This is a genomic window from Microcoleus sp. AS-A8, assembly GCA_039962225.1.
Classification (GTDB): Bacteria; Cyanobacteriota; Cyanobacteriia; order Cyanobacteriales; family Coleofasciculaceae; genus Allocoleopsis.
In genome coordinates, this window is sequence record JAMPKV010000013.1 from 149,661 (window position 1) to 164,794 (window position 15,134).

Below are 15,134 nucleotides of genomic sequence, written 5' to 3' on the forward strand. Positions count from 1 at the left end.
GATTGAAGGTTTTTTAATGAAATACTGCCTCCAAGCTGTGTCAAGAGGCAGGAATCAAGAATGCTAGTTGTTCTTAGCAGATTGACTCTGTTAACTAGTCATGATGGGGTTTTTATAAGCCAGGATTATCTTTCTTTTCTACCTTGGGCACAATATCAGGACGCTCTTTGTTTTCCCAACCGGGAGGACGCTTCGAGTTGTACCAGGCAATTGAACCAATGGTTACAGCCGCAATAAAACCTACAACGTACACCAGGGTAAAAGAAACTGGAAAATGCGGAGCCGCGTCTACTCCTAAATCCATTAATAAATGCATCGTTTGTAAACTCCTTATGGTATTTTGGTTATCCTACCAAAACATAGAGAAGCTTCTATCACTCTTGAGTTGGATCTGCCTGATTGAAGCCAAGAGGGACAAAAAAAGAAGGCTTCAAGGCTCTGCCCAAAAGGCTGAACTCACCACTGTCTCTAGACTCAGCCATGCTCTCCCTCTTTTCAGGGAGGGGGTGACAAACTTTTGCTCCTATTGCACTAGCTTTATTACTGTGCGGCTGGTGCCGGTGGCTCTGGGGGAGGCGCTGGTGCACTAGGAGCTGACTCGCGAGCAGGTTGTGATACTTTTCTAGACGCTGGAGGAGCTGGAGGAGCCGCTGATGGTGCGGATTCATACCTGCGTCGGCGTCGTCTGGGCGTGGGAGCTGTTGATGAACTTGATTGATCAATCCTTTGGGAAGAGCGCCGCCTTCTGGAGGATGAGCGGGTGGAAGTCGAGTTGCTGGACTCTGTGGCATTGGAATCTGAGCTTCTGGAGCTTGAGCGCCGAGAACTGGAGCGCCGAGAACTGGAGCGCCGAGAACTTGACTCGTTGGAGTTACTATCTTCCCTATAGCTTCGCCGACGCCGAGAACTTGACTCGTTGGAGCTACTATCTTCCCCATAGCTTCGCCGACGCCGAGAACTTGACTCGTTGGAGCTACTATTTTCCCCATAGCTTCGCCGACGCCGAGAACTTGACTCGTTGGAGCTACTATCTTCCACATAGGTTCGCCGCCGCCGGGAACGTCTTGGCGTTTCTGATTGACTCTCATTGGAGCTTTGAGAGGCCGATTGACTCTCACTAGATCTGCGCCGCCGTCGCCGCCGCCTCGAAGAACTGTCGTCTGAAGAGGTATTTTCGGAAGCATTAGAGCGAGAACTACCGCTAAAACTTGCCTCTGTTCTATAGCGCCTTCTAGAGGTGCTTTCTGAATTCCTTTCGGACGCGCTATCAGAATCCGAATCCGAATTAGGAATCGCTCTGGTTATCGCTCGTTTGGGTCTAATGGGTTGGGCTTTAATCGTGGGCTTGCGGTTTTCTATTTGTGTCGGGCGGTCAGGAAATTTCTCAACTTCCATATCTTTGACCACCTTTTCCATAAACTGATGCCAGGTATAGGCGGCTGTACTACTCGCGCCAGAGGTGGGTTTGTTGTCATCATTGCCGAGCCAGACACCAGCTACCATCTGGGGAATGTAACCAATAAACCAGAGGTCGCGAGCCTCGTCTGAAGTGCCCGTCTTTCCAGCAACCGGGCGATTATCGAGCTGAGCCGAACGACCCGTACCATCCTTGACGACATTTCGCAGCATCCAAGTCATGGTAGCAGCCGTTTCTTGGTCAATCGCCCGCTCACTCTTAATTTTTTCCTCGTAAATAACCTTACCGTGCTGATCGAGAATGCGGTGAATACCATAAGGATTGGTATGCAATCCTTGGGTTGCCAGAGTGCCATAAGCACTGGTGAGCTCTAAAAGATTTACCTCAGAGGCTCCTAAGGCGAGGGAGTAAGTTGGGTGGAGTGTCGATTCAATACCCATTTTTTTTGCTACATCAATCGTAGGCTCCCAACCCACATCAATGAGCGTTTTCAACGCTACAACATTAATCGAATGGGTGAAGGCATCTCGGATATTGACCCAACCTCGGAATTTATCCCCATAGTTTTTCGGTGTGTAGCCATCGACGGTATAGGGCGCATCTAGGTAGCCGCGATTGGGAGAGATACCTGCGGCGACGGCTGTGGCGTACACAAATGTCTTAAAGGTAGAACCGGGCTGACGCTTAGCCTGAGTGACACGGTTAAATTGTTGATTATAAAAATCCTTGCCTCCCACCATGGCCTTAATCTGTCCGGTGCGTGGGTCAATGGCAACCAAAGACGCTTGCTTAAACCCTTGCCAGCGTCCTTCTCGTTTAACGGTTTCTTGAACGGCTTCTTCAGCGGCGTTTTGCCAGTTCACATTTAAAGTGGTTTCAATCGTCAATCCCTGCTGAGCTATTTTTTCTTTAGAAACGTACTTGGGGAGTTCTTGTTGAATGTAGTCGGTAAAGTAATTGGCTTTTCGTTCCAGTCGCTTGGGATTGCTCGGTTTTGTCACCACAGGCGTGGCAATAGCCTCATCCGCTTGTGCTTTCGTGATGAATCCGTTGTTTAGCATCCTGACTAGGACAACATCACGCCGCTCTTTGGCGATTTTGGGGTTGCTTAAAGGTGAGTAGTCATTAGGAGCCGCGGGCAACCCGGCAATCATCGCCATTTCGGGCAGGGTCAAATCTTTCATCGGTTTGCTAAAGTAGACCCAAGCCGCATCTGCAACTCCATAAGCACCGGAACCCAGATAAACGAGGTTTAAATACCGCTCAAGGATAGTGTTTTTGTCAACATTCTTCTCAATTTTTTGCGCCATCAGCATTTCTTTGAGCTTACGCGCGACTGTTCGCTCCTGATTGAAGTAGACAATTCGAGCAAGCTGCTGGGTGATGGTGCTGCCACCTTCTACGACATCCCCAGCTTGAATGTTAGATAGTACAGCGCGGAGAATTCCCTGGTAATCGACCCCGTGATGTTTTTCAAAGCGCTGGTCTTCGGTCGCCAGAAAGGCTTGAGTTAAGGTTTTGGGAACTTCTCGAATTTTGATCGTCTCGCGGGTGGCTGGCCCAATTTGCTGGAGAATCTCACCATTTTCCGCTTTGATCGTAATCGTGTCATCTCGGACATAGGTCAAGAGATCGGCGGTAGAATCCGGAATACTGTTCTCTAGAGCTAGCCACCCGACACCCAACGCGATCGCACCACCTCCAACACCGATTCCCAACCAAAACCAAGGGCGACGATGTAGCTTTCTAGGTCCTGTGAACTGCTCAATGACCGGCGTCGAAACACGCTTGAGGCCGTTGAACGTGAGTGTTACACCCTGTTGGCATCGCGTCAATAGCCCATGACTCGATTTCGGTTGCCCTGTCTGATCTTGTTGCTGATCAGCAGACAGCGATTCCGGCTCGGATTCTGTTGACGCCGATGAATTGATCTGACTTGATAAGTCTTTATGCTTTGGGATGAACTTTGACACTTTAACTCCTCAGTTACACCACAAGCCGCCACAACTTCTTGCTTATTTTAGGGCTTGGGATCAAGATCTGCGATAGGCCGCGATTTTCTTTTTGATGTAATGTTAAATCCGATGCCCCAGAAGCCTCTATCTATTTAGGGAGCAAGGCTTTCCACAAGCTTGGGTTACCTTGGTTTGGCTGTGCCTTAACTTTTGACCCCCTTGGGTCGCTCAGCACTATTTTCTATTACCCTGTACAGCAGATAAACAAGAAGCTCCTTTTTTTTGCATAGGGGACTATTTCTCCGATACAGCTCTTCCTAACCATCGTCAACAAAATATCGTGTTCGATGATACATGCCAGGTGAGATTTTATCGGACTTCTCTCAAAAATACCATCATATTATTCTAGAAAGTGGGAGAGACAGCATCTAAATGGGCACACAATTCATCAATATTTTGGGATTAATCGCTGGAACACTGACAACAATCGCTTTTTTACCTCAACTGCTCAAAACATGGAAATCCAAGTCAGCTAAAGATGTTTCTTTAGTCATGATGATTACCTTCTCTGTCGGTATTTTTCTATGGATCATATATGGATTTGCTATTGGAGCGATGCCTATTATTGTGTCTAACGCCGTCACCCTGGTTTTGGCGCTACTGATTTTGGTTCTTAAAATTATATATAGGTGAAACAATTCCTTGATAACCCTCGTGCAACGCCTGTGACCTCTGCTGTTTTCGCATCTGAACGCCTTTTGTTTACACCCGCTACCCCCCAAGCGGGTGCCATTCCTACAATCTTTGCTTTTCCTAATGAATACAGCGTGGGCATTACCAGCCTGGGTTATCAAGTTGTGTGGGCAACTCTAGCCTCGCGCTCCGACCTGCAAGTCAGCCGTTGGTTCACGGATGTTCATGAACCTTTACCGGGACAACCGGAATTATTAGGTTACTCTCTATCATGGGAATTAGATTATGTCAACTTATTGAACTCCCTAGAAGATTTAGGAATTCCGTTGAGGTCGGTTGAGCGAGAGGATCACCATCCCCTCGTCTTTGGGGGGGGGCCGGTATTGACAGCGAACCCAGAACCCTTTGCAGATTTCTTCGATCTAATTTTGCTAGGGGATGGAGAAATTCTGCTGGGTGAGTTCCTAGAAGCTTACAAAGAAGTTCGCTCCGCTCAAAGAGAAACACAACTACGGCATCTAGCGCAGGTACCGGGAGTCTATGTTCCCAGCTTGTATGAGATAACTTACCACGACTCAACGGGCGAAATTCAATCCATTCAACCCGTAGAGGCTGAGATTCCCCCACGGGTGGAAAAACAGACTTATCGGGGTAATACCCTATCGGCTTCAACCGTGGTGACGGAAAAAGCCGCTTGGGAAAATATCTATATGGTGGAAGTGGTACGCAGTTGCCCAGAGATGTGCCGCTTCTGTTTGGCGAGTTATCTCACGCTACCCTTTCGGACGCCAAGTGCGACGGAGTCTTTGATTCCAGCCATTGACAGGGGGTTAGAGGTAACCAAGCGGATTGGCTTACTGGGAGCATCGGTAACACAGCATCCTGAGTTTGAAGTATTGCTCGATTACCTATCTCAACCGAGGTATGAGGATGTGCGGCTGAGTATTGCCTCTGTGCGAACCAATACAGTCACACCGAAGCTAGCAGAAACGCTCACTCAACGAGGGACAAACTCTATTACTATCGCGGTAGAAAGTGGTTCAGAACGGCTGCGGCAAATTATTAATAAGAAGCTAACCAACGAGGAAATTCTTCAAGCTGCCCTTAATGCCAAAGCCGGTGGATTAAAGAGTCTCAAACTCTATGGGATGGTGGGTGTTCCGGGAGAGGAAATGTCCGACGTGGAACAAACCGTGGCGATGATGAAACAGATCAAAAAAGCCGCTCCCGGTTTACGTTTGACTTTCGGTTGCAGTACCTTCGTTCCAAAAGCTCATACCCCATTTCAGTGGTTTGGGGTGAATTCTCAGGCAGAGAAGCGGCTGAAGTTTTTGCAGAAACACCTTAAACCCCAAGGAATCGATTTTCGACCGGAAAGCTATAACTGGTCGGTGATTCAAGCCTTGATATCAAGAGGCGATCGCAGATTATCCCATCTGTTAGAACTCACGCGACATTACGGAGACTCTGTAGGCAGTTATCGCCGTGCCTTCAAAGAGCTAAAAGGACAATTACCGGAACTGGATTTTTACGTTCATACTAATTGGTCAACGGATAAAGTATTGCCTTGGAATCACTTACAGGGGCCACTACCTCAGGGAACGTTACTCAAGCATCGGGATGCGGCAGTCTCTCAATTTGAGCCACCTCAAGTTGTGGGTATTGGATAAGAAAAATCGTCGGTAGTCAAAATTCTTGAATGGAACAATTCCCTAAAAATCAGACAGAACCCAGCTCTCATTCTCAGCCTTTACAAATTATTCGCAAACTCGGAAAATTTTCACAGTTCTGCCTGAATAATGGCTTGCTCTTTGCCCTACTCATGTGGCTGTTGAGCCGATTGCTGATTCTCGTCGCAATGTTCCTAATTGCTCCTTCCCTGCCAGTACCACCACGAGGGATTGCTCCAGAAATTGGCTGGGATGTCTTCGCTGGTTGGGATGGGGAGTGGTATCAGAAATTGGTCATGTCTGGCTACGAATATGCCGATGATGGCAAGCAACATACGGTTGCCTTCTTTCCCTTGTTGGCGTTGGTTATCCGGGGCGTCATGGCTTTTGGTTTGCCGTTTGAGGTGGCAGGGACACTGGTGAATAATCTGGCATTTTTAGCTGCCTTGATGCTGATTTATGTGTGGGTAGAACAGTGTCACGGAAAAGAATCGGCGCGGTGGACAATCGCCACTCTAGCCTGGTGTCCATTCTCACTCTATGGCACGGTGATTTATACAGAAGGGCTGTTTCTGTTGTTGAGCTCAGCTAGTTTACGAGCGTTTGAGAAACGGCACTATGCCTGGGTTGCCTTGTGGGGGGCTTTAGCGAGTGCCACGCGGATCACTGGAGTGATGCTAGCACCGACATTTCTGATTGTCGCGTGGCGAGAACGTCGAGGTGCGATCGCTTATGTGGCAGGGTTAGCCACCAGTGTAGGGACTTTGCTGTATGTTGCTTATTGCACGCTTCGTTTTGGAGACCCTTTGGTATTTTTGCATACACAGAAAGCTTGGGGGAGAACCGAGGGATTTGCGTGGCAGGGGTGGTTGGAGATATTGAGAAAGGTTGTGATTGGGTCGATTGATGCCACTACAGGTACGATTAAAGATCCTTCACATCCAGTCTTATTTGTTGGAATTTGCGTTATTGCCTTTTTGTTGTGGCGCTTTCGTCAAGCCATCGGTTCGATTAAAGTCGGCTATGGTTTTTGCCTGTTAGGGTTTGTGCTGTGGCTTTTGGGGGGTGACAGTTTGATTAAAGCCGTGATGGTTTTTGGCGGGCTGTGTTTGTTGTGGCGATTGCCCAAGGGGCACTGCCAAAGGCAATCGCGAACTCAACTCAGCCTCACGGTATGGGTTTATGGCTTGTGTGTCTTTGCTTTAATTTTGAATACTGGAAGGGTTGTATCTATTGATCGCTACGCTTACAGTATTGTCTCGTTAGCGATCGCGTTCGGCTTGTGGCTGGCTCGTTACCCGCGTTGGGGATACCCGATTATGGGATTTTTTGCGCTTTTATTAGTCACCTTCGCAATTCGATTTTCTCAGCAGCTTTGGGTGGCATAGTCTTACCGCCATTCTCCTTGCACCACAAAGGCAGCCCAGTAATAGCTGCGTTCTTCGCCTAATGAGTATTCCAACAGAATGGTATTGTCATCGAGGACTTGTTGCTGAATCTGTTGCAGGTTGAGGGGTTGGGGATACTTTAAGGCTGCATAACGGGGGCTGTTGACTCGGATTTGTCCTTCAAGTTGCTGCAACTGGGTGAGGAGGGTGGCAATTTGTTGTTTGATTTCGTTTAATTGTTTATCGGTGTATTGACCTTTGAGCAGTTGTTCTCGGTTGTATTCGGCAGCGCTGAGTTGCTGTTGGATGGTGCGTTCTTGTTGGAGGAGTTCGGGGTTAACGCCTTGGCGGATGTTGGCGTTGGCTTCGGTGAGGAGTTCTAACAAAGAGCGAGCACGGGCGCGTTCGCTGGCGTGGAGAGCTAGGGCGTCGTATCCTTTATTAGGGTTGGTTTTGTGCAACTGCATCAGCAGGTCGATATAGAACTCGTAATAATCCTGCACTGAGGCAAAATATGAGGCGCGGAGTTCTTGGCTACCTATTTTGGTGCGGAGGTTTTCAATAATTTTGATTGCAGCCTCCATCTGAGTTAAAGCTGAGTTGAGATTGCCTCGGTTGCGTTCTAGGTAGGCGACATTATAGAGAGTGAGGGCTTCCCCTGCCTTGTTGCCAGTAGCCCGACTCAAGGGCAAGGATTGGTTGTAGAATTCCAGGGCTTTTTGCTTTTCTCCTAATGCGTCGTAAACTAAACCGATGTTATTGAGAGTAGCCGCTTCCATTGCCTTGTCCCCAGTAGCCCGTCTCAAGGGCAAGGATTGGTTGTAGAATTCCAGCGCTGTTTGCTTTTGACCTAACGCGTCGTAGACTAAACCGATGCTAGTGAGGGTAACGGCTTCCTGTGTCTTGTTCCCAGTAGCCCGAGTCAAGGGCAAGGATTGGTTGTAGAAATCCAGCGCTGTTTGCTTTTGACCTAACGCGTCGTAGACTGTACCGATGTTATTGAGAGTAACGGCTTCCTGTGTCTTGTTCCCAGTAGCCCGACTCAAGGGCAAGGATTGGTTGTAGAAATCCAGCGCTGTTTGCTTTTGATCTAACGCGTCGTAGACTAAACCGATGTTATTGAGAGTAGTGGCTTCCCCTGCCTTGTCCCCAGTAGCCCGTCTCAAGGGCAAGGCTTGGTTCAAAAAATCCAGCGCTTTTTGCTTTTCTCCTAATGCGTCGTAGACTCGACCGATGTTATTGAGAGTAACCGCTTCCCCTGTCTTGTTCCCAGTAGCCCGAGTTAAGGGCAAGGATTGGTTGTAGAAATCCAGCGCTGTTTGCTTGTCTCCTAATGCGTCGTAAACTCCACCGATGTTATTGAGAGTAGTGGCTTCCCCTGCCTTGTCCCCAGTAGCCCGTCTCAAGGGCAAAGATTGGTTGTAGAAATCCAGCGCTTTTTGCTTGTCTCCTAATGCGTCGTAGACTGTACCGATGTTATTGAGGGTAGTTGCTTCCCCTGCCTTGTTCCCAGTAGCCCGAGTCAAGGGCAAGGATTGGTTGTAGAAATCCAGCGCTTTTTGCTTGTCTCCTAATGCGTCGTAGACTCGACCGATGTTACTGAGAGTAACCGCTTCCTGTTTCTTGTCCCCAGTAGCCCGAGTCAAGGGCAAGGATTGGTTGTAGAAATCCAGCGCTTTTTGCTTGTCTCCTAATGCGTCGTAGACTGCGCCGATGTTATTGAGGGTAATGGCTTCCCCTGCCTTGTCCCCAGTAGCCCGAGTCAAGGGCAAGGATTGGTTGTAGAAATCCAGCGCTTTTTGCTTTTCTCCTAATGCGTGGTAGACTGTACCGATGTTATTGAGGGTAGCAGCTTCCCCTGCCTTGTCCCCAGTAGCCCGTCTTAAGGGCAAGGATTGGTTGAAGTAATCCAGCGCTGTTTGCTTTTCTCCTAATACGGAGTAGATTAAGCCAATCTGATTCAGGCTGACAGCTTCTGATTGGCTATCTCCGACAGCACGATACAGGGCTAGCGCCTTTTCATATTTTGTAATTGCTTGTCGTAGAGATTCTGCTGTTCCTTGCTTCCGTAGTTGCTCTCCCTCCTGATAAGCTCGTTTAGCAGCGGCGCGAGTTGCGTCTTGCTCACTAGCTGCTGGCTGTTGGGCAATGCTTGATGATCCCCCCCAGCCCCCCTTTTTAAGGGGGGAGAAGCGTGTTGGGGTGGCAGCTACGGACTCTGACAACAAGAGAACACCGATAAATAGAGCTAAACTTCGATGAACTATCCCTGGAAGCGATACTAGATTGAGCAACACCGAGCGCGATTTCTTCCCGATAGAGTTCCTTGCAATCTGCCTAACCACCTCGTCGTCCATCACGGCACCTATTTCTCTTGCGTCTACTTTAATCGACAATACCGTGACACTCTATCTCTGAGAGTTTAGAGGTTATGCAGGTACACTAGCGTAGATCCCCGACTTTTTTAAGAAGTCGGGGATCTGAACGCCTGACTTCTGCTGTCAATCAACTTAAAATCCCGGTTAGAGTCAAAACAAACCCAGGCAACACATCTTCTCCTGACAATCTGGTGGGGTTGTCCAACACTTCCACATCTCGCCCCTGACGATAGATTTCAACTGTTCGGTTTTGGATGTCAATCAGCCAACCCAACCTAGCGCCGTTATCCCTATATTCCTGCATTTTGGTTTGCAGGGATTGGAGTCGATCCGAACTGGAGCGCAATTCTATCACCAAGTCTGGGCAAACATTGGCAAACGTTTGCTTTTGCTCATCACTCAGAGAATCCCACCGTTGCTGACTAACCCAGGATGCATCAGGTGAGCGATCACTTCCATTGGGTAGACTAAATCCAGTAGAAGAATCAAAGGCAATACCCCCCCCACCCAGTTCCTCAACCCATTTGACAAGTTGATAGGTAATCTTGGCATTACGCTTCCCTGTTTCCCATCCCGTCGGTGGATTCACAATCAATTCTCCTGTCGCTGTTCTTTCTAATCTCAAGTCTTGATTAGCCGTTGCCAGTTCGACAAAATTATCATGACTCAGGGAAAGCGTCAGATTTAATGGGAGGTTAAGCTGAATTGTTTCGGCTACTGTCATTTGGATTTTGGATGCAAGGATTGGGGATTTTCCCAGGAGGATGAATCTGGGGACTGGAAATTAAGTTTTAGGGTGGGTTACCGCTACGCCTAACCCACCCAATGCTTGTTACCTCATAATAATGAACGGCCTGAAGATTAATCTGCCTTCCGCAACAATGCCCCTGGTTGAATAGCACCCTCCACTGTCGCTACTCCCACTAAACCCTCACGCGATCGCAAAGTTACCTTCCCCTTATCGGTGATCGCATTAAACACTGTACCCGGTGCGATCGCACCCAACTCTACCCCACCGAACCACAACTTCGCTTCATTCCCCTTCACCTCAGTAACCACAGTATCTGCTGCCGGATTGGGGGTATTGATGAAATACATGGGTTGCTTTTCATACCCACTTCCCACCTTCGCTTCATAACGGGGAGTTTGGTCAAAGTCTTTAGGTATCTTAGGAACCACGTAGGTGATCGCACTTTCTGGTGTACCTGTTTGCTGCCAAAGATACTGCGTCAATTTGTAGGTAAAAGCGCCTGCATAGAAACCATTAAAACGTGCATCTGCTGCCGTTTGATTGGGGTTTGTTGCTGCCAAGACAACGCCTTTCGCAACTCCCGCTCGATACCGCCTGATATACTCTTCACGAGAAAGACTCAGACGTGACAACCACTTGTCTTGATAGGCTTTTTCTTCACGAGAAATCTGTACCTTTTCCCCACCTTCTCGCGCACGGACTTTAAATTTTCTAGTAGCAGCACCTGAATAGCAACTATCCAGAACAGCCGTAAAATTCTCACTCTTAACAGCCGACATCAACAGGAATAAAGTATGTCCCATAATGTCTTGTACAGTACCACCTTGGGCAGGATATTCATCGGGTAGGGAACTATCAATCGGAACAAAGGTACCATTGACTCCACTCTTATCCCGACTCGAACCCACGAAGATAGGATCGGGATCGAGAACGAGAGAACCATGCCCAGAGTAGTGAAATACGACTACATCCCCAGGCTTAGCTTGCTGAATTAAATGCCCTTCAAATGCGTCTAAAATTCCAGAACGAGTAGCTTTTTCATCAATCAGAGTATAAATATCTTTAGGATTAAACCCAAAACGGTGAATCAGCAGATTGCGCTGCAACTCTACATCATTCAAACATCCATCCAAGGGAGAAGATGAATACTGATTGATGCCAACGAGTAAAGCCAGTTTGCGAGGAGTACTTTGTGCTAAAACCTTTCCGTAGCGATTGCCCTGTCGTTGAATGTTAAGCTGATTTAATCCTAAGCTTGCCAGAGTAGACCCAGCAAATTGAAAAAACTGACGACGAGAAATAGGGTACATGACAGCCCTATTTCCGATAGTTTTTTAGGTGTTTTCACCTAGTATATAAGTCATCGGGGCACGATCTTTGCGTGCCATACCCTGCCAAGATATAACAAAAGTCTATTATCTGTCACCCAGATTTTCTCACCTTCATCAAATTCAACGCGCTAGGGAGAATTCCTTGAGCAATCTACCTACTGATTGAATAAATTATCGAGTAACTAGCAGACTAAATAGCTCGTCCTGTAATCTGCTATCAAGCTTCTTAGCAGAACGTCTAACAAATTCAAAAATTTTTGACCTTAACAATTCTTTGATTGAGAGGTTGAACAGGTCTAGCATTCCTACTATAAACCGATGTTAATTTGGCAATTTGCTCTGAGGATATCTCAATAGGAGTTCTCATCACATTCCAACTCACTCCTTCACTACAAGGAGGGGTAGTTAAGGAGCCAATGTAACTGTAATAAGACTTGTTGTCTGGTGGCAGAACACTAGCATTCACGCTAATACCCTGAACAAGTTTTTCTCCTTTCTGGGTAGGAATATGAGTCCATAACGTTTCAATGAAATCGTTGAGTTTACCTTCTTTCATAAAAACCCCAACGACTGCTAATTTTCCATCTTGACTTTTGTGAACTAAGTGAGCTTCCACCGGATATATTTTTCCCTCAACCGTATGTTCACTAGGTGCATGAAAATGAAATTGGAGCAGTTCATATCGTTTTTCATCAATTTCAATAAAACTTCCGAATTCATATTTTACTTCTATTCCATGACCGTTATTGATTACTCTGAATGGCGTATCTTTATAATTAAACTTAATATTTGATAATTCGGGTTCCTCGGATTTTGTAATATTAATTGGAGACTGCTGATTGCCTATTTTACACGTTAAAAATTCAGAACTTAACTCCCCCCAATGAATCGGGTTATCTTCGCCACTATAAGACCAATGAATTGGATTTGACAACGCGGGATTAGAAGGAGCAGAGCAAAGGATTACTACTGTTAAGAAGAATGCAACCAAAGGCACAAATAATAACTTTAAAGACTTCATTAGATAATTCTATATAGCTACTTAACGATTAGTGAATTTACACAAATGTAGTGATAGTTCAACCTATCTTAGCAATTTGATATTTTTAGGGAAAAACCCCTGTATATATTATTAGCATTATTTTAGGAAAACACCTATATAGAATTCATTATTTTATGTTTTTTTATTTTCCATAAAAAATATTAAATAAATTTAATTTTTAAGATTTGGATTGTACAAGAGAGGCGTTGGGATGAGTTTGTCGCCACGACTTTTTGACCATCAATCTTCTTGCAAGATTTGGGTAGGCTGTAGCCCAGTCCCGCAAGCAGCAGTCACTTATGTTAGGCTGCCAAATAAGACACCAGCAATGCTCAGCTTAAAATTCTGTAAAGTCGGCTGCGAGATTGGTAGGCTGGGAATAGTCCTCAGTGGCTTTAAATTATTCAGGAGAGTAGGACTTGAAGTATCAGAATTCACAGAATTGGCAAGCTTTATTGGGGGGGATTTTAGCCGCAGCCTTGATTCTCCTCACCTTTAGTTCGTTTGTCATTATCAACCCCGGACAAGCTGGAGTCTTGAGCATATTGGGGAAAGCTAGAGATGGAGCATTACTCGAAGGTGTTCACTTCAAACCACCTTTGATTTCAGCCGTAGACATCTATGATGTGACGGTGCAAAAGTTTGAAGTTCCGGCGCAAAGCTCCACTAAGGATCTTCAGGATTTATCCGCTAGCTTCGCCATCAACTTCCGCCTCGATCCAACCAAGGTGGTTGAGGTGAGAAGGAAACAAGGAACGTTACAAAATATCGTGTCGAAAATTATTGCACCCCAGACTCAGGAATCCTTCAAAATTGCAGCGGCGAGGAGAACCGTTGAAGAAGCGATTACCAAACGGGATGAATTAAAGCGAGACTTTGATATGGCTTTAGGTGAACGCTTAGATAAGTACGGAATTATCATACTGGATACCAGTGTCGTTGACCTCGCGTTCTCTCCGGAATTCTCCAAGGCAGTTGAGGAGAAACAAATCGCCGAGCAACGGGCGCAAAGAGCTGTCTATGTAGCGCAGGAAGCTGAGCAAGAAGCGCAGGCAGACATCAATCGCGCTAAGGGTAGAGCAGAGGCTCAAAAACTGTTGGCGGAAACCCTTAAAGCCCAAGGGGGCCAACTGGTGCTTCAGAAAGAAGCCATTGAAGCTTGGAGGCAGGGGGGTGCTCAGATGCCAAAAGTTCTGGTTATGGGTAGTGATTCTAAGAGCAGTGTCCCCTTCCTGTTCAACGTCGGTAATATTCCGGATGAAGCTACTCATCAGTAGCTAGTAGTAGAATACCTCGCGACGTACCTACAAATGAGATTCGAGTAGGATGCGTTGTGCTTAGTTACCCCATCGTTTCTGGCAACACAGCCGGCTGGAAAGAGCAAGCGATCGCGAGTTGAGCGTGTCGCAGTAGAGTATCTTGGTCGAGAGCATGAACGGAATACTGAGGCGTTACCTTTAAGAGCTTCTCTATTCGCGTCTTAGCCGCTTCGATTACAGATTCATCAAGGCTACCATTGCTCAGAGAATCAGCAAAATCTTGCGCGATCGCATAAGTGCGTTCAATCGATGAGGAAGGCAGGTTGCGGGATACAATCAACAGATCGCAACCTGCCTGAAATGTCTGTGCCACGGTGCCCTTATGACTCAACCGCTCTGAGACAGCGTTCATATCCAGGTCATCCGATACCACAACTCCCTCAAAGCCAAGCTCCTTGCGGAGTAAGGTTTGTAAGATAATTGGTGAGAGTGTCGCTGGCACATCTGGATCGATTTGGGGAAATAGGATGTGTGCCGTCATAATCAATGGAATCTGCTCGTTGATCAGCGCTTGGAAAGGGATGAGTTCACGCGATCGCAATTCTTCTACAGTTAGATTCAGTATCGGCAACTCAAGGTGAGAGTCCTGACTGGTATCTCCATGTCCGGGGAAGTGCTTAGCACATCCCAGAATTCCTGATTCCTGGAGTCCAAGGTAGTAGTCGTGGGCCGCTTGTGCGGCGGTTTGCGGAGTAATGCCAAAGGCACGAGGCCCAATGACGGGGTTGAGAGGATTAGAAAAAACATCGGCGACTGGAGACCAGGATACATTGATTCCGAGTGACTGGAGTTCTAGTCCCGTTGCCCGTGCTACCTCACGAGCGAGTTTTCCCAACAAGTAGGCATGAGGAAATCGGGTAATCGGCAGAGGTGGGCGAATCACAGAACCCCCCTCATGATCGAGGGTCATAAACATGGAGTCGCGTTCGCTATATTGTCGGACTTGCTCGCTGAGTTCCTTGAAGGTTTGCAACCAAACTTCATAGGGTTTGCCCATCTGAAAGTTCTTGCCGAAGAAGATTACTCCAACGGGTTTCAGTTCGCTGAGTACACGCTTATCGTCGTCATTTAAGGTAGTACCCGAAACACCCACAATCAGGTGATGTCCAAAGCGCTGAAGTTCTTGCAATACTGGCATAAAGTTTAATTAATAGTTTCTATATAATTGAAAACGGTTCAGGAGGGACTAA

Annotated in this window: 10 protein-coding genes and 1 pseudogene; 4 read left to right on the forward strand and 7 right to left on the reverse strand. The window is 47.0% G+C overall.

What is annotated here, in order from left to right; genetic code table 11:
• Positions 1-112: 112 nt before the first annotated feature.
• A complete protein-coding gene (locus NDI48_21080) occupies positions 113-316 on the reverse strand; it encodes a hypothetical protein (GenBank protein ID MEP0833662.1) in 204 nt (67 codons plus the stop codon).
• Positions 317-540: 224 nt separating this feature from the next.
• Complete coding sequence (locus NDI48_21085; protein MEP0833663.1) at positions 541-3,390, reverse strand: penicillin-binding protein 1A; 2,850 nt, start codon at positions 3,388-3,390, stop codon at positions 541-543.
• A gap of 414 nt (positions 3,391-3,804) precedes the next feature.
• Here NDI48_21085 and NDI48_21090 point away from each other — a divergent pair, with 414 nt between their 5' ends.
• Genes NDI48_21090 through NDI48_21100 form a run of 3 tightly spaced genes read left to right on the forward strand, consistent with a single transcriptional unit; the run spans position 3,805 to position 7,123 of the window.
• The gene (locus NDI48_21090; protein MEP0833664.1) at positions 3,805-4,065 is read left to right on the forward strand and encodes a SemiSWEET transporter; all 261 of its coding nucleotides are present in this window, start codon (positions 3,805-3,807) and stop codon (positions 4,063-4,065) included.
• Positions 4,066-4,097: 32 nt separating this feature from the next.
• Positions 4,098-5,735, forward strand: a complete 1,638-nt coding sequence (locus NDI48_21095) for a B12-binding domain-containing radical SAM protein (GenBank protein ID MEP0833665.1) — start codon at positions 4,098-4,100, stop codon at positions 5,733-5,735.
• A 29-nt stretch (positions 5,736-5,764) separates the two neighbouring features.
• Positions 5,765-7,123 carry a hypothetical protein gene (locus NDI48_21100; GenBank protein ID MEP0833666.1) on the forward strand — a complete coding sequence of 453 codons (1,359 nt, stop codon included), beginning with the start codon at positions 5,765-5,767 and terminating at the stop codon, positions 7,121-7,123.
• A 32-nt stretch (positions 7,124-7,155) separates the two neighbouring features.
• Here the strand turns inward: NDI48_21100 and NDI48_21105 are convergent.
• The 4 genes and pseudogenes from NDI48_21105 to NDI48_21120 all read right to left on the reverse strand — a co-directional run bounded on the left by NDI48_21105 (position 7,156) and on the right by NDI48_21120 (position 12,604).
• Positions 7,156-9,273: pseudogene (locus tag NDI48_21105) on the reverse strand (tetratricopeptide repeat protein).
• 355 nt (positions 9,274-9,628) lie between these two features.
• Positions 9,629-10,225 carry a Uma2 family endonuclease gene (locus tag NDI48_21110; GenBank protein MEP0833667.1) on the reverse strand — a complete coding sequence of 199 codons (597 nt, stop codon included), beginning with the start codon at positions 10,223-10,225 and terminating at the stop codon, positions 9,629-9,631.
• Between the two features lie 137 nt (positions 10,226-10,362).
• Positions 10,363-11,562: a caspase family protein gene (locus NDI48_21115; protein ID MEP0833668.1), complete on the reverse strand. Its 1,200-nt coding sequence runs from the start codon at positions 11,560-11,562 to the stop codon at positions 10,363-10,365.
• 268 nt (positions 11,563-11,830) lie between these two features.
• On the reverse strand, positions 11,831-12,604 hold the full coding sequence (locus NDI48_21120) for a carbonic anhydrase family protein (protein MEP0833669.1): 774 nt from the start codon (positions 12,602-12,604) through the stop codon (positions 11,831-11,833).
• A 440-nt stretch (positions 12,605-13,044) separates the two neighbouring features.
• Between NDI48_21120 and NDI48_21125 the strand changes: the two genes are divergently transcribed.
• A complete protein-coding gene (locus NDI48_21125; protein MEP0833670.1) occupies positions 13,045-13,902 on the forward strand; it encodes a prohibitin family protein in 858 nt (285 codons plus the stop codon).
• Between the two features lie 64 nt (positions 13,903-13,966).
• Here the strand turns inward: NDI48_21125 and NDI48_21130 are convergent, their stop codons facing one another.
• Positions 13,967-15,082 carry a glycoside hydrolase family 3 protein gene (locus tag NDI48_21130; GenBank protein MEP0833671.1) on the reverse strand — a complete coding sequence of 372 codons (1,116 nt, stop codon included), beginning with the start codon at positions 15,080-15,082 and terminating at the stop codon, positions 13,967-13,969.
• Between the last annotated feature and the right edge of the window lie 52 nt (positions 15,083-15,134).

Coding starts and splice junctions, on each gene's coding strand:
- NDI48_21080 (MEP0833662.1), bottom strand. CDS start 316: ATGCATTTATTAATGGATTTAGGAGTAGACGCGGCTCCGCATTTTCCA.
- NDI48_21090 (MEP0833664.1), top strand. CDS start 3,805: ATGGGCACACAATTCATCAATATTTTGGGATTAATCGCTGGAACACTG.
- NDI48_21100 (MEP0833666.1), top strand. CDS start 5,765: ATGGAACAATTCCCTAAAAATCAGACAGAACCCAGCTCTCATTCTCAG.
- NDI48_21110 (MEP0833667.1), bottom strand. CDS start 10,225: ATGACAGTAGCCGAAACAATTCAGCTTAACCTCCCATTAAATCTGACG.
- NDI48_21115 (MEP0833668.1), bottom strand. CDS start 11,562: ATGTACCCTATTTCTCGTCGTCAGTTTTTTCAATTTGCTGGGTCTACT.
- NDI48_21120 (MEP0833669.1), bottom strand. CDS start 12,604: ATGAAGTCTTTAAAGTTATTATTTGTGCCTTTGGTTGCATTCTTCTTA.
- NDI48_21130 (MEP0833671.1), bottom strand. CDS start 15,082: ATGCCAGTATTGCAAGAACTTCAGCGCTTTGGACATCACCTGATTGTG.